This is a genomic window from Vibrio sp. NH-7, assembly GCF_053643215.1.
In genome coordinates, this window is the sequence record NZ_CM132187.1 from 74,733 (window position 1) to 89,377 (window position 14,645).

Genomic DNA, 14,645 nt, shown 5'->3' on the forward strand with positions numbered 1-14,645 from the left:
GTGTTTAATATTAAATTGGCAGGTAAATGGTAAATATGGTTCTGCCTGGCCAGCTTTCGACATCAATCTTGCCTTGATGCTGATCGATCAGGTTTTGAGAAATCGATAGCCCTAAGCCTGTCCCGCCTTCTCTACCGCTGACCATCGGGTAGAAAAGGGTGTCTTGTAAATCGGCTGGAATGCCGGGGCCGTTATCCATGATCTCTATGCGAGCGGCGAGCTTGCAGCGCTGACCATGGATGTTGGCTTGATGCACTGTTCTGGTGCGTATGACGATCTTACCGTTTTCTTGGCCTTGTAGGATTTGCCCAGCGTTGCTAACGATATTGAGTAGTGCTTGCTCTATTTGATCGGCATCCATTAAGAACTCCGGTAGGCTCGGGTCGTAGTCGCGTTCGATGACGATCGATTGACCAATCTCAAGCTCGACCAGTTGGCGAACTTTCTCCAAGATTAAATGCAGATTTTCGTGCTGCTTTTTCCCTGGCTTTTGTGGCCCCAGTAGTCGGTCGACCAAATTTCTAAGGCGATCGGCTTGCTCAATAATGATTTGAGTGTATTCGGTTAATGATTGATCGGGCAGCATACGCTCAAGCAGCTGAGCCGCTCCTCTCAGACCACCAAGCGGGTTTTTGATTTCATGGGCTAAGCCTCTGACCAGCAGTTTGGCCGCTTGTTGCTGCGCATGTTGGTTGAGCTCTTGAGATAGACGTCGTTGTTGGCCGATTTTGCGCATTTCCACTAACAGCATCAGTTCTCTATGCCAGGAAATTGGGCTCACCGTGACCTCAAGCATTAGGGGTTTGCCATCGACCACAAAAGTGACGTCGCTATCGGTGATACTTTGTCCGCTTTGCAGTGGCTGAGAAAGCAACGCGAGGTCCATCGAGGCGTGTTGGATGAGCTTGGACAACGGTTGTTCGACAATGCGTTTTGCACTTTGTGAAAACAATTGCTCCGCTGAAGGATTGGCATATTTGACTTGCAGTGTTTCATTCATCACTAAAATCGCGGTGACTTGGTGATTTAAAACAATCGTATCGAGCTCGCTACTCACAAAAAACCTCTCATCCATGAACTTAAAATGTGCATTGCACCATTGTGGTGCGACGGTTCTTTCAAGTATGGCGCATGATTAGGCGTAGCAGAAGAAAAAAGTCACCAATTTACTGAGCTTTGACTGGAGAGACTGCTTTTTGCTGGCTACTGCGTAGTAGATGCACCGTTATAGGACTTGATGATGCAATAAGCTTGCCGTCTCTATAGGCTTGAATGGTAAAGGTATGAGTTCCACGATCGATGTTTCTCAGTTCCCACAGAGGACGAGTCGTCGGAGCGTGATAATTGGCATCATCCATCTGGAGTTGGAGGGTCTCATCAACAGAGAGTTTACGATTAAGTTCGGCTCGTATGGTGATCATACCGGCATTGCTACGTAAGGCCTGATCGTGCTCAGGGGAGGTTATCGTGATTTCAAGAGGGGACAAGGCTGTTGGTTGGTTATCTTTTTTGTCTGACTTAGGTTCAACTTTTGTTTCAGCTTCAAAAGCAGGCAGTGGGGACGGCTGATGATAGTCTGGCATTTGGATTGCTTTGACGTTCTTACCACTCGGAGTGTCACTGAAATGAATCACGCCATTGTTGTCTGTCCACGTATAGACAGTTTGAGCGAAAGCTAAGCTGGATATGGTGAGCAGTATGCTTAGAAGAGTGATCACTTTGTGCATCTTGTTCTCCGGATGGATTATCGTGGACAGCATGATACTAAAGGGTCTCGGTCAGGTGACAAATATGAAAAAGGCCCGCCTGCGAGGCGAGCCTTGAATTTGTGCAACAAAGCGTTTTGTTGCTTACGTAACCTGATTAAACAGAGTAGTAAAGTTCGAACTCTAGTGGGTGAGTTGTCATGTTTACTTTCTCTACATCTTGAGACTTAAGGTCGATGTAAGAGTCGATGAAGTCGTCAGAGAATACACCACCAGCGGTTAGGAACTCACGGTCAGCGTCTAGACACTCTAGCGCTTCTTTTAGTGAGTAAGCCACTGTTGGGATTTCTGCTGCTTCTTCTGCAGGTAGGTCGTAAAGGTCTTTATCCATCGCTTCGCCTGGGTGGATCTTGTTCTTAATACCGTCAAGACCGGCCATTAGCATTGCTGCGAAACATAGGTATGGGTTCGCTGATGGGTCACCGAAACGTAGCTCGATACGACGTGCTTTAGGGCTTGGTACCACAGGGATACGGATAGAAGCAGAGCGGTTACGTGCAGAGTATGCAAGCATAACAGGCGCTTCGAAACCAGGTACAAGACGCTTGTACGAGTTCGTTGATGCGTTAGCAAATGCGTTGATTGCTTTAGCGTGCTTGATAACACCACCGATGTAGTAAAGTGCCATTTCAGATAGGCCGCCGTACTTGTCACCCGCGAATAGGTTAACACCGTCTTTCGCTAGAGATTGGTGAACGTGCATGCCGCTACCGTTGTCGCCAACGAGTGGCTTAGGCATGAATGTCGCTGTTTTGCCGAACGCGTGAGCAACGTTATGAACAACGTACTTGTAAACCTGAATTTCATCAGCTTTAGCTGTTAGCGTGTTGAAGCGAGTAGCGATTTCGTTCTGACCCGCAGTCGCAACTTCGTGGTGGTGCGCTTCTACAACTTGGCCCATCTCTTCAAGGATTAGACACATCGCAGAGCGGATGTCTTGAGACGAATCCACTGGTGCTACTGGGAAGTAACCACCTTTAACGCCTGGGCGGTGACCTTTGTTACCACCTTCGTAGTCAGAACCTGTGTTCCAAGCTGCTTCTACGTCGTCAATTTTGAAGAAAGAACCTGACATGTCAGTTGCGAACTTAACATCGTCAAATAGGAAGAACTCTGGCTCTGGACCAACAAGAACAGTATCAGCGATGCCAGTTGCACGTAGGTAGTCTTCAGCACGTTTCGCGATAGAGCGTGGGTCACGGTCGTAGCCTTGCATTGTTGCAGGCTCAAGAATGTCACAACGGATGTTTAGTGTTGCGTCTTCTGTGAATGGGTCAAGAACAGCAGATGCTGCGTCTGGCATCATTACCATGTCAGATTCGTTGATACCCTTCCAGCCAGCAACTGAAGAACCATCGAACATCTTACCTTCTTCAAAGAAGTCTGCGTCCACTTGGTGAGCAGGGATAGATACGTGCTGCTCTTTACCTTTTGTATCTGTAAAACGTAGGTCAACAAACTTAACTTCGTTTTCTTGGATCAGCGATAGAACGTTTTCTACTGACATCTTGGATAACCTCCAGTGTTATTAAAGCGGTTTAGCTCGATTGGTTTCATAATCCAGCATTGATTAACTTCGTTTCAATCGTATTAATCGATGCTGAATTTAATAAAGCCAAAACCGTGCCAAAAAAATTAATCCATTAATTTCAATAAATTAGCGGGCTTGATTAACCTTGGTGCAGAAAAGTTGCACCAAAATGATCTTGTTTTGCACTAAATTGGTGCGTTTGTGTCTGTGTTGCACCAAGAGTAAACAAAATCGTACTCCATTCAGCCTAGTTTTACCCCTTATGTCAATGAGGTTTTCGCTTATCGAACAAGGAACTTGGGTGTGGTCATCAAATATCTGCTGAAAAGAAGCGGAACAGATCACATATTTCTGGGTTTTTCGCTAAAATCTGGTACATTATGGCCGTTTTTTTAATCAAATAAGTTCGCGGAGATTCTCGGCGGGCTTCTTATATCGAGTGAATCAAATCCATGGCTACTCCACAGATTGATAAATTAAGAAATATCGCGATCATCGCGCACGTTGACCACGGTAAAACTACACTGGTTGATAAACTACTACAGCAATCAGGTACTTTAGAGTCTCGCGGCGAAGCAGAAGAGCGCGTCATGGACTCGAATGACATCGAAAAAGAGCGTGGCATTACCATTCTTGCTAAGAACACAGCAATCAACTGGAATGACTACCGTATCAACATCGTAGATACTCCGGGACACGCGGACTTCGGTGGTGAAGTAGAACGTATCATGTCGATGGTAGATTCAGTACTCCTTATCGTTGACGCAGTAGATGGCCCAATGCCACAAACGCGTTTCGTAACACAGAAAGCTTTTGCTCACGGTCTTAAGCCTATCGTTGTTATCAACAAGATTGACCGCCCAGGCGCGCGTCCTGATTGGGTTATGGATCAAGTATTCGACCTATTCGATAACCTAGGTGCAACTGACGACCAGCTAGACTTTAAAGTGGTTTATGCTTCTGCACTAAACGGTTGGGCTTCTCTAGAAGAAGGCGAAACTGGCGAGAATATGGAACCTCTATTCCAAACTATCGTTGACGTTGTTGATGCGCCAAATGTTGACCTTGAAGGTCCACTGCAGATGCAAGTTTCTCAGCTAGACTACAGCTCTTACGTTGGTGTTATCGGTGTTGCGCGTGTAACTCGTGGCTCTGTTAAGCCAAACCAACAGGTAACAGTTATCGGTGCAGACGGTAAGACTCGCAACGGTAAAGTAGGCACAGTAATGGGCTACCTTGGCCTAGAGCGTCATGAAGTAGAGCAAGCAAACGCGGGTGATATCATCGCAATCACTGGCCTTGGTGAGCTGAAAATCTCTGACACTATCTGTGCACAAAACGCAGTAGAAGCGCTTCCTGCACTGTCTGTAGATGAACCAACAGTAACCATGACGTTCCAAGTAAACACGTCTCCATTCGCGGGTAAAGAAGGTAAGTTCGTGACTTCACGTAACATCCTTGAGCGCCTTGAGAAAGAATTGGTACACAACGTTGCACTACGTGTAGAGCAAACTGACGATCCAGACAAATTCCGCGTATCAGGCCGTGGTGAACTTCACCTATCTATCCTGATCGAAAACATGCGTCGTGAAGGCTTCGAGCTAGCAGTATCTCGTCCAGAAGTTATCATCAAAGAAGAAGATGGCCAGCTAATGGAACCGTTTGAAACGGTAACTATCGACGTGATGGAAGAGCACCAAGGTGGCATCATGGAGAACATCGGCCTACGTAAAGGTGAGCTGACTGACATGTCTCCAGATGGTAAAGGCCGTGTGCGTATGGACTTCATCATGCCATCTCGTGGTCTGATTGGTTTCCAAACTGAATTCATGACGCTAACGTCAGGTTCTGGTCTTCTTTACCATACATTTGATCACTACGGTCCACACAAAGGCGGCGAGATCGGCCAGCGTATCAACGGTGTACTTATCTCTAACGGTATGGGTAAGGCGCTTACAAACGCACTATTCAACCTACAAGAGCGTGGCCGTATGTTCATTGGTCACGGTGTTGAAGTATACGAAGGCATGGTTGTTGGTATCCACAGCCGTGACAACGACCTAACCGTAAACGTACTGAAAGGTAAGCAGCTAACCAACGTTCGTGCATCAGGTACGGATGACGCACAGGTTCTTACTCCGCCAATCGTGATGACGCTTGAGCAAGCTCTAGAGTTCATCGATGACGACGAACTAGTAGAAGTAACGCCGGAAAGCATTCGTATCCGTAAGAAGTTCCTAACAGAATCGGATCGTAAGCGTGCGTCTCGCGCTGCTAAATAATCTGCGTTAACAGATTAGAATCATTAAAGCCCCGAGCATTGCTTGGGGTTTTTTGTATTTGAAGGAATAACATTATGAAGCCAACTGTCATCACTGGTGGGCCAGGAGCAGGTAAAACCACCTTGCTCAATGCGCTTGGAGAGTTAGGTTACGCGACGTTTGCTGAAGGTTCACGTACCTTGATTGAACAGCAGTGCCAACTCGATGAGGGGGTTCTGCCTTGGACGAACTTGCCTGAGTTCGCCAACTTGTGCCTTGAGTTAATGGGAAATCAAAAGCGAGAAGCAGAGAACCACAAGGTCGCGTTTGTTGACCGCGCAATCCCAGATATTGTGGCCTATCTTCAGGTGGGTGGCTGTAAGGTCGAGCCAAGGTTTATCACTGAGAGTAGGGGATACCACCCTCAGGTACTTGCTTGTCGACCAGAAGCCTCTATCTATGTTCAAGATGAAGTGCGCCCACACACTTTCGAAGAAGCGCTGCAAATTCATCAAACCCTAGTTGAGACTTATGCAGAGCTTGGCTATCACGTGGTGGAAGTACCTTGGGGAAGTGTGGCGGAGCGGGTGGACTTTGTTCGAATAACGTTGGGGCTTGAGAGGGAAAGCTAAAACCTCCCCACAAGGAGGAGGTGAGTCTGTTTACTTTTGGTTGAGTTTTTGCAAGAACTTATCCGATTCCGTTATCGCGGCATTCATTTGTTTGATCGCGAACTGAATGTCTTGCTCTAGATTCGAAAACTCGCCTTGTAGGGAGCCAATCGCACTCGCATTGAGGTTATGTTTCAAATAGAGCGTATTGTCACGCAGAGTATTGAGGACCGGCGTCATTTTCTGCTCAGCACGCTTCATCGCTTTCAGCATGGTGGCGTATGACGATTTGGTGTCACGTAGCTTCTGTTCGCTCGCACGACGCAGTTTTGAGCTGGTATAGAGTTCTAACTCATCTTGCCACTCGGCAAAGAGAGCGTCGGACACATCTTCAATCGCCGCAATGCGTGAACGTACATCTTCTGCTGCTTTTTCGCTGTCTTGGTATTTGTCGTTAATCTGGTTATAGACGCTTTCTAACTCGCCACCATCAAAGTTGGTGAGTGCTGAGAGCGCGTCCAGTGCACTCGTGAACTCTTGCTGTGCTTCTTGTTGTGATGTTTTGGCTTCTTCAACGCGATCCACCATAATGTCACGTTTGTGGTAGCCTACTTGCTCCATGGCTGAGTAGTAGGCGGACTGGCAGCCTGTTAGAGTAAAAATGGATAATACCAAAGCCAGTATGTACGGCATGATTGTGTCCTTTCTTTTAGAATTACGATGTTAGGATGGCTGAGACGGTCAGGAGATACAAGTTGAAATTAGAGCAAACTCTTAAGCAAAGTCTGATTTTTGGGCAATATTTAATCGCCCGAATGGCGCATGATCGCGTCAACGTCAATGCGGGCTACCTTGCGTATATTACTTTATTGTCGATCGTACCCATGTTGACGGTGTTGTTGTCTGTTCTGTCATCGTTCTCCATTTTTGAAAACGCGGGCGACGCGATTCAAGACTTTGTGATTACCCATTTTGTCCCTGCGGCGGGTGATGCAGTGAAAGGAGCATTGCTCGAGTTTGTTTCAAATACTGGCAAGATGAGTGCGGTCGGTGGTGGCTTTCTGTTTGTGGCTGCGTTGATGTTGATCTCTAACATTGATAAGAATTTGAATTACATTTGGCGAGTTAGACGCAAGCGCAGAGCCGTGTTCTCGTTCTCGATGTATTGGATGGTGCTGACTTTGGGGCCGATTCTGGTTGGAGCTAGTATTGCCGCGACCTCTTACGTGACTTCGCTGAAAATTATAGAAAGTGAAGCGGTATCGGGTGTGTATAACTTATTGTTGCGCTGGTTACCGTTTTTACTCTCCCTATTTGCCTTTGTTGGCCTGTATCTTTTGGTCCCCAACAAAAAAGTACACATTTCTCATGCTTTAATTGGTGCTGTTGTTGCGGCCATTTTGTTTGAAGCGAGTAAGAAAGGATTTGCGGCTTACATTACCCAGTTCCCTTCGTATCAATTGATTTATGGCGCGTTAGCCGCTATCCCAATCTTGTTTGTTTGGGTCTATTTGTGCTGGCTGATTGTACTTGTTGGCGCCGAAGTGACGGCGGCGCTCGGGGAGAAAGAGCACTGGAGCAAGCCGCAAGAAATGGTACACTCGCCTGAAAACTTAACTCAATCAACATCTAAGAAAGGAAACCACAGTGATAGCCCTGATCCAGAGAGTGAGTGAAGCCGCCGTTCGTGTCGACGGTGAAGTCGTTGGCGAAATTGAGCACGGCCTTTTGGTACTATTGGGCGTTGAAAAAGATGACGACGAAGCAAAAGCGAAGCGTCTTATGGAGCGAGTCACCACCTACCGTGTGTTTGGTGACGACGAAGGCAAAATGAACCTCAATGTCAAACAAGTTGAGGGCAAGGTCTTAGTGGTGTCGCAGTTTACGTTGCCCGCTGATACCAAGAAGGGAACACGCGCAGGGTTTTCTCGTGGTGCTCACCCTGCAGACGCTGAGCGCTTGTACGAATATTTTGCCGATCGCTGTGCAGAGGTATTACCCACGGAGCGAGGCCAGTTTGCCGCAGATATGAAAGTGTCGCTGGTGAATGACGGCCCTGTGACATTCTGGCTACAAGTTTAGCCACACTATAATGAAAGACAAAGGCTAGAAGGGAAGAGCGGTGCTCTTTCATAAAAAAGGACTTTTATGTTTAAGCTGATTACGCCAAAAACGGAAAACCAACTGAATAAGTACTATCACTTTCGTTGGCAAATGCTGCGTGAGCCTTGGCGCATGCCGCTTGGTTCAGAGCGAGATGAGTACGATCCAATGAGTCACCACCGCATGATTGTCGATGGCCGTGGACGACCTATGGCGATTGGGCGTTTATACATCACCCCTGATAGCGAAGGTCAGATTCGCTATATGGCGGTAAAAGGTGCTCGCCGAAGCAAAGGGATGGGGTCGCTTGTGCTTGTTGCTCTTGAATCCTTGGCTCGCCAAGAAGGGGCAAAGCGCTTGGTGTGTAATGCTCGTGAAGATGCGATCGCCTTCTACGAGAAAAACGGCTTTGAGAGGCGAGGTGAGTTGACGGATGAGCGTGGCCCTGTTCGCCACCTACAGATGGTTAAACCCCTTGACCCAATGGCCAATGTCCTTCGCAAGCCGGAGTGGTGTACGGAGCTGCAAGAGCGTTGGGAAAATCAAATTCCCATCAGTGACAAAATGGGCATCAAGATTAACCAGTATACGGGTTATCAGTTTGAGTGTAGTGCCCAGTTAAACCCCAACCTAAACCCACACAATACGATGTTTGCTGGCTCGGCCTTTACACTGGCGACCTTAACGGGATGGGGCATGACATGGTTATTGATGAAAGAGCGTAATCTTACCGGAGATATCGTACTGGCAGACAGCCAGATCCGCTATCGTCATCCAGTGACCCAGAATCCAGTTGCGTCGACATCTCTTGACGGCATCAGCGGAGATTTAGACCGACTTGCGTCTGGCCGCAAAGCGCGGATTGTCATTCATGTGACTATCTACAGCGGTGATGACGCCGCCGTTGAGTTCATTGGCACATACATGCTGCTACCCAACTACAAGGCGATTTTGCCGGAAGAGTCAGACGCCTCTTCTTGATGTTGCGCGCCATCAGCATGGGCTGGTGGCGCGGCCTCTGCCTCTTGGCAGGTTTGTTCAATCACATTGGTTAAACTGAAAATATCCGACCACAACCTCTGACATGGGGTTTGAGTGCGAAAGAGCAGCGTCGCAAATTCCGGCTTTAACATATCAATATGCCCTGTCAGTTCGGCTTCTTCTCCTTTAGAAGAAAGGCTCAGCCGCCCTCGGTCGGCCTGAATCGAAATCGTCTCTAATGGCCACTCCTGTTCAAAACTGGTTTCGCCATCGGCGCTCTTTGCTTTGAGCGTGGTTTGATGCAGTTGCAGTTTGGCATCACCGGACAGGCTATGTGCAAACATGGCGTAATCACCAGATAAACCCGATAGCTCAAGCTCAACTTCCGCCATCCCTTGCAGGTGAAATGGCAGCTGTGCATCAAACAGTGGTAAGTCGGTAGGTACGCCATCGGCATGTAGGGTTAGCCTCCAAGGCGCGCTGATGCTGCTACGATCCCACTGGCCATTGGCTTCGATGTAGCCAGCCTGAAGCGGGAAGAAGGCGCGCTCCAGATTCAGTTTCCCTTGCTCAGCTTGCATCTCCACGACCAACTGAGTGCTCAATAGGTTATCTAGGCTGGCGTTACTAGCGCTTAGCTCAATCTTGCCGTTCAGTAACCCCGTTTGCTGGGGATTGATGAACTCAAGGTCACGCCCTTCGATACTCAGTCCTGATACCTGCCAATAGGGGCGTTTTTCCACTTGAATAAATTGACTGTTACGTACGTCGAGCTCTTTGATGGTCAGAGAGTTGCGCGATGAAGCCAACGCCTTTAACTCACTGCTCATCTGAGGCAGGTCTTCAAGCCATTTCACGCCAGAGACTCTAAGCTCATCAAGTGCAATGCGTTCTTGGGATAGCTTGCCTTTAAATTGCAGCCAGCCTTGTTTGAAGTCGGCGTTAAACAGCTCAACGTTAATGTCATTTTTCCCAAATCCAAGCTCGGCCGTTGGGTTAATAAACCTTAACTCTTGGTGAGTGAGCAGTTCGGCATCAAATGAGAAGTAACCATTTTCCTGCTGCCAAAGCGACTGATTGAGATAAAGATTCTCGATTGAGGCATCCAACTGTTCAAAATGCCAACCTTGATAGTTAACGTTGCTTCGCAGTATATCAAGGCTGTTGATGTGGTAGACCGGAAACTCTAGAGAGTTCAATGTGTTGATCAGTTTTGTGGCCGGTGCGACGCTGTCGAGGTTGAGATCAAAAACCGTCACATTGATGAGTGACCAGCCTTGTTGAAATTGCTCTGCTTGACCAGAGAACTCAGCGCCATGCCATTTGAATGATGCGCCATAGAGAGTGCTGTTCTGAGGTTTGTATTGAGCATCAACTAAGACGTCGTTCAGCGCTTCGCCACGAACATAAAGCTGTTTTGCTGAAAACTGAATATCGCCAAAGGGCAGGGCCTGATTGTCTTGCTTCCATTCAGGATTCTCGACCTGCAAATTGACCTCTCTTGCTGACCATTGGTCCGAAGTAAGATCGACATGCTGCAGCGCGACTTGGCGAAGGGTAATGCCGTCCAGCATCGAAGCATAATTGTGGCTAAGGTCGAGTGTTGCGCCTTCAATGAGTAATGAATCAAAAGCGAGCTTGCCATTTTGCCAGAACGACTGACTGAGCCATACGGTCAGCTTTGGAATGCGTGCTTGTTGTTGTTCTCGTTCGACAATCACGTTCTGTAGAGAAAGCTGGAGTGGTGGTGTGTAGGTAACTTGCTGGGCATTTACTCGGTAGGGGGTGAGTTGTTCGAACAAATAGCTAACCACTTGCGGCGCGTGGCGTGTCTGCAGTATGGCAAACAACGATAGCAACGAAAGGCAAATTAGGCTTATCAGGATGATGGTGGTCAGTATCAGCGGTTTCTTCACAGCACGTATTCCCTCGCTTTAGTGCTGTTAGCTTGAAACATTTTTGACCATCAGGCAACAAAAAGCCCCTCAAAAGAGGGGCTTAGATTACGATTTGATGTCGATATCACTAATCTAGCTGAGGACCAGCTGCAACTAATGATTTACCTTCATCGTTATCCGTGTACTTGTCAAAGTTGTTGATAAAACGACTAGCGAGATCTTTCGCTTTGCTTTCCCACTGCAGAGGATCTGTGTAGGTATCACGAGGATCTAAGATGTTCGGATCTACATCATGCAGCGCTGTTGGTACTTCAAGGTTGAAGATCGGGATGTGTTTAGTCTCCGCTTGTTCGATTGACCCGTCTAGGATCGCATCGATAATACCGCGCGTATCTTGGATTGAGATACGTTTACCGCTGCCATTCCAACCTGTATTCACTAGGTACGCTTCAGCGCCGGCCGCTTCCATACGCTTAACTAATACTTCAGCATATTTAGTCGGGTGTAGTGTCAAGAATGCCGCGCCAAAACATGCTGAGAAGGTTGGCGTTGGCTCTGTAATACCACGCTCAGTACCTGCTAGCTTAGCAGTGAAGCCAGATAGGAAGTGGTACTTAGTCTGCTCCGGAGTCAGCTTAGATACTGGTGGAAGAACACCAAACGCATCTGCCGATAGGAAGATAACCTTGTTGGCATGGCCTGCTTTAGACACCGGCTTCACAATGTTCTCAATGTGCTCGATTGGGTAAGAGACACGCGTGTTCTCTGTTTTGGAACCGTCATCAAAGTCAATAGAACCATCATTACGTACGGTGACGTTTTCTAGCAGCGCATCACGGCGAATCGCGTTGTAGATATCCGGCTCAGCTTCTTTCGAGAGCTTGATCGTCTTCGCGTAACAACCGCCTTCGAAGTTGAAGATACCGTCGTCGTCCCAGCCGTGCTCATCGTCGCCGATTAACTCACGTTTAGGGTCTGTCGATAGGGTTGTTTTACCCGTACCAGAAAGGCCAAAGAAGATCGCCACATCGCCGTTTTCTTTGCACTTGTTCGCACTACAGTGCATTGACGCGATCCCTTTAAGTGGCAGGAAGTAGTTCATCATGGCGAACATACCTTTCTTCATCTCGCCGCCATACCAAGTACCGCCGATTAACTGCATGCGCTCAGTTAAGTTAAACACGGTGAAGTTTTCAGAGTTCAGACCATGCTCTTTCCACTTCTGGTTGGTGCATTTTGCGCCATTCATGACCACGAAGTCAGGTTCAAACGTTGCAAGCTCTTCTTCTGAAGGGCGGATGAACATGTTTTTCACGAAGTGCGCTTGCCATGCCACCTCGGTGATAACACGAATACTCAAACGAGTATCAGGGTTTGCACCACAGTAACCGTCAATGACAAACACGCGTTTACCAGAAAGCTGGTTGGTCACGAGTTCTTTAAGATCATTCCATACCGCTTGATCGATTGGCTTATTGTCATTTTTAACGGCGTCAGAGGTCCACCACATATGCTCTTCTGTGGTTGCGTCTTTAACGATGTACTTATCTTTCGGTGAGCGGCCAGTAAAAATACCGGTATCAACTGCAACAGCGCCTAATTCGGTGACTACACCTTTTTCGTAGCCTTCCAGATCAGCACGAGTCTCTTCTTCGAACAACATTTCGTAGCTTGGGTTACGAACAACCTCTTTTACGTTTTGCAGCCCATGTTTAGTAAGATCAATTGTTGCAGCCTTTGTATGTTCCATAACGGTCATAGGTGCTCCTTATCGGAATATTTGTAGGGATTTTGTAAGAATTTTTGTAATTTTTATCTGCTCACCATGCTAGCAATGGGCTTGCGAGAAAACAGGGATATAGCTCAAAAAATATCCATGATTTTCGTGGGGTTTTAAGCGACTCATCACATATTGGCTGGGATAGTTTATCGTGTGCGCAAAGCTTTGCGCTAGGGCAAAAGAATTAATAATTGATTAAAATTAACCAGTTGTTTTATTACAGTTCAGGCTAGGTGTAGCGGGCTTTTGATCACAAAAAGGCCTGCGTGGTGCAGGCCTTTTGATAGGAAAATTACGTGCTTGATAAGCTATGAAAATTAATGCAGGGTTTTATTGCCCGAATTTGCTTCAATAAATAGCTCAGAGACCTCTGCTTCGTCATACGTATATGTCGTGCCGCAGTAATCACAATGTAAAGAAATTGAACCAAGCTCGGCTAAAATGTCGTTCACTTCTGCTCGTTCGATCGTCACGATCGCGGCACCGCTGCGTTCACGTGAACAGCCACAGTGGAATTCAACAGGTTGTGGTTCAAATAGACGAACTTTCTCCTGGTTGTATAAACGATATAGCAGCTCATTGGCTTCAAGCGTGAACAACTCTTCGTTTTTGACGGTGTCCGTCAACTGCTCGAGGTGCTCAAAGTCCTCTGGTGAACCGGTACCGTCTGGCATTACCTGAATAAGCATACCTGCAGCGTGCTTCTTGCCATCGATCTCGCCATTGCGGATCCAAATGCGCGTTTTAAGCTGCTCAGAGTTGGCGAAGTAACCTTCTAGGATTTCTGCCAGATTGTCGCCTTCTAGCGCAACAATACCTTGGTATCGCTCACCTTTTTTCGGCTCAATCGTAATGACAAGATAACCTTTACCCATCATGTCATGGATTGACGCGTCTTCAGCGATGTCACCTTCCCAGCGTGCAACGCCACGGATTTTTTGGTCGTGATCACCGTTGATAACCGCCAGTGATACCGGTCCATCACCTTGAAGTTGCATGGTAATGGAACCTTCAAACTTTAATGTTGCCGTAAGAAGGGTCGTTGAAACGAGTAGCTCACCAAGCAGCTTTTGCAGTGCAGCTGGGTATTCCTTGCTAGAAATAATACGTTGGTATGCTTCATCCAATTGTACCAACTCACCACGTACAGAGAGATCTTCGAAAAGGTAGCGGTTTAATACGTTGTTTGACATGGAGTGGTTTCCTCGTACGTATGGTACTTACTGATGTTTAAACTTGATGATGTCGCGACGCTGTTTCTTATCGGGGCGACGATCAGGGCTAGGGTTGTGAGCATGAAGTTTTCGCTGCATGGCGTTTTCTTCACGCTTATTTACGCTTTCGGCGGTTTCACTGTATAGGGTTTGAGCTTCTGGGGCGCCACGGCGTTGATCAGAAATCTTTTCTATTACAACGGTTTTCTCTTCGTGACCTTGACGAAGGGTAATGATGGCACCGAGTTCAACAGCCTTACTCGGCTTGCTTCGTTGGCCATTATAGTGAACTTTGCCGCCATCGACCATATTTCGAGCAATGGAGCGAGTCTTATAAAAGCGCGCGGCCCAAAGCCATTTATCGAGTCTGACTGCTTCTGTTTGGGAACCCATTGGGAATAGTGACCTCTAAGGATGGTGGATGTGGATGCCAATATGTTGAAGTAACAATGGTGACATGCCGCCCATTTTTCAAGCGAGAGTTGCAAAAATGTCTTTTG

Annotated in this window: 13 protein-coding genes; 5 read left to right on the forward strand and 8 right to left on the reverse strand. The window is 47.4% G+C overall.

What is annotated here, in order from left to right; genetic code table 11:
* Positions 1–10: 10 nt before the first annotated feature.
* From glnL to glnA, 3 genes are all read right to left on the reverse strand, one after another.
* Positions 11–1,075, reverse strand: a complete 1,065-nt coding sequence (glnL, locus tag ACUALS_RS00405) for a nitrogen regulation protein NR(II) (protein ID WP_005472605.1) — start codon at positions 1,073–1,075, stop codon at positions 11–13.
* A gap of 91 nt (positions 1,076–1,166) precedes the next feature.
* The gene (locus ACUALS_RS00410) at positions 1,167–1,727 is read right to left on the reverse strand and encodes a DUF4124 domain-containing protein (RefSeq protein WP_454448604.1); all 561 of its coding nucleotides are present in this window, start codon (positions 1,725–1,727) and stop codon (positions 1,167–1,169) included.
* A 136-nt stretch (positions 1,728–1,863) separates the two neighbouring features.
* Positions 1,864–3,273, reverse strand: coding sequence for a glutamate--ammonia ligase (gene glnA / locus ACUALS_RS00415; RefSeq protein ID WP_005472535.1), 1,410 nt, complete (start codon positions 3,271–3,273; stop codon positions 1,864–1,866).
* 476 nt (positions 3,274–3,749) lie between these two features.
* Here glnA and typA point away from each other — a divergent pair, with 476 nt between their 5' ends.
* Both typA and ACUALS_RS00425 read left to right on the forward strand, forming a co-directional pair.
* Complete coding sequence (gene typA, locus ACUALS_RS00420; RefSeq protein ID WP_005472550.1) at positions 3,750–5,579, forward strand: translational GTPase TypA; 1,830 nt, start codon at positions 3,750–3,752, stop codon at positions 5,577–5,579.
* Positions 5,580–5,653: 74 nt separating this feature from the next.
* Positions 5,654–6,190, forward strand: coding sequence for an AAA family ATPase (locus tag ACUALS_RS00425; RefSeq protein ID WP_454448605.1), 537 nt, complete (start codon positions 5,654–5,656; stop codon positions 6,188–6,190).
* A 30-nt stretch (positions 6,191–6,220) separates the two neighbouring features.
* On the opposite strand, the gene ACUALS_RS00430 is transcribed toward ACUALS_RS00425, so the two are convergent.
* Positions 6,221–6,862, reverse strand: coding sequence for a DUF2959 domain-containing protein (locus tag ACUALS_RS00430; protein ID WP_454448606.1), 642 nt, complete (start codon positions 6,860–6,862; stop codon positions 6,221–6,223).
* A 35-nt stretch (positions 6,863–6,897) separates the two neighbouring features.
* Here ACUALS_RS00430 and ACUALS_RS00435 point away from each other — a divergent pair, with 35 nt between their 5' ends.
* The 3 genes from ACUALS_RS00435 to ACUALS_RS00445 all read left to right on the forward strand — a co-directional run bounded on the left by ACUALS_RS00435 (position 6,898) and on the right by ACUALS_RS00445 (position 9,253).
* Positions 6,898–7,845: a virulence factor BrkB family protein gene (locus tag ACUALS_RS00435; protein WP_411572129.1), complete on the forward strand. Its 948-nt coding sequence runs from the start codon at positions 6,898–6,900 to the stop codon at positions 7,843–7,845.
* On the forward strand, positions 7,817–8,251 hold the full coding sequence (gene dtd / locus ACUALS_RS00440) for a D-aminoacyl-tRNA deacylase (protein ID WP_038140824.1): 435 nt from the start codon (positions 7,817–7,819) through the stop codon (positions 8,249–8,251). The genes ACUALS_RS00435 and dtd overlap by 29 nt, the downstream gene beginning before the upstream one ends.
* Positions 8,252–8,317: 66 nt before the next feature.
* Positions 8,318–9,253 (forward strand): bifunctional GNAT family N-acetyltransferase/hotdog fold thioesterase, encoded by a 936-nt coding sequence (locus tag ACUALS_RS00445; RefSeq protein ID WP_005472601.1) that lies wholly within the window; start codon positions 8,318–8,320, stop codon positions 9,251–9,253.
* On the opposite strand, the gene ACUALS_RS00450 is transcribed toward ACUALS_RS00445, so the two are convergent.
* The 4 genes from ACUALS_RS00450 to hslR form a co-directional block, all read right to left on the reverse strand.
* Entirely contained in the window at positions 9,211–11,169 is a 1,959-nt protein-coding gene (locus tag ACUALS_RS00450) for an AsmA family protein (protein WP_454448607.1), read from the reverse strand. The genes ACUALS_RS00445 and ACUALS_RS00450 overlap by 43 nt on opposite strands.
* Positions 11,170–11,278: 109 nt before the next feature.
* Positions 11,279–12,910: a phosphoenolpyruvate carboxykinase (ATP) gene (pckA, locus tag ACUALS_RS00455; RefSeq protein WP_454448608.1), complete on the reverse strand. Its 1,632-nt coding sequence runs from the start codon at positions 12,908–12,910 to the stop codon at positions 11,279–11,281.
* A 338-nt stretch (positions 12,911–13,248) separates the two neighbouring features.
* Positions 13,249–14,124: an Hsp33 family molecular chaperone HslO gene (hslO, locus tag ACUALS_RS00460; protein ID WP_454448609.1), complete on the reverse strand. Its 876-nt coding sequence runs from the start codon at positions 14,122–14,124 to the stop codon at positions 13,249–13,251.
* A gap of 27 nt (positions 14,125–14,151) precedes the next feature.
* On the reverse strand, positions 14,152–14,538 hold the full coding sequence (hslR, locus tag ACUALS_RS00465; RefSeq protein WP_005472530.1) for a ribosome-associated heat shock protein Hsp15: 387 nt from the start codon (positions 14,536–14,538) through the stop codon (positions 14,152–14,154).
* Positions 14,539–14,645 lie beyond the last annotated feature (107 nt).

What these genes read in the sequence shown, in the direction of transcription:
- ACUALS_RS00430 (WP_454448606.1), bottom strand. Translation starts at nt 6,862, where the DNA reads ATGCCGTACATACTGGCTTTGGTATTATCCATTTTTACTCTAACAGGC.
- ACUALS_RS00410 (WP_454448604.1), bottom strand. Translation starts at nt 1,727, where the DNA reads ATGCACAAAGTGATCACTCTTCTAAGCATACTGCTCACCATATCCAGC.
- glnL (WP_005472605.1), bottom strand. Translation starts at nt 1,075, where the DNA reads ATGGATGAGAGGTTTTTTGTGAGTAGCGAGCTCGATACGATTGTTTTA.
- pckA (WP_454448608.1), bottom strand. Translation starts at nt 12,910, where the DNA reads ATGACCGTTATGGAACATACAAAGGCTGCAACAATTGATCTTACTAAA.
- ACUALS_RS00425 (WP_454448605.1), top strand. Translation starts at nt 5,654, where the DNA reads ATGAAGCCAACTGTCATCACTGGTGGGCCAGGAGCAGGTAAAACCACC.
- typA (WP_005472550.1), top strand. Translation starts at nt 3,750, where the DNA reads ATGGCTACTCCACAGATTGATAAATTAAGAAATATCGCGATCATCGCG.
- ACUALS_RS00435 (WP_411572129.1), top strand. Translation starts at nt 6,898, where the DNA reads ATGGCTGAGACGGTCAGGAGATACAAGTTGAAATTAGAGCAAACTCTT.
- ACUALS_RS00445 (WP_005472601.1), top strand. Translation starts at nt 8,318, where the DNA reads ATGTTTAAGCTGATTACGCCAAAAACGGAAAACCAACTGAATAAGTAC.
- hslR (WP_005472530.1), bottom strand. Translation starts at nt 14,538, where the DNA reads ATGGGTTCCCAAACAGAAGCAGTCAGACTCGATAAATGGCTTTGGGCC.
- glnA (WP_005472535.1), bottom strand. Translation starts at nt 3,273, where the DNA reads ATGTCAGTAGAAAACGTTCTATCGCTGATCCAAGAAAACGAAGTTAAG.
- hslO (WP_454448609.1), bottom strand. Translation starts at nt 14,124, where the DNA reads ATGTCAAACAACGTATTAAACCGCTACCTTTTCGAAGATCTCTCTGTA.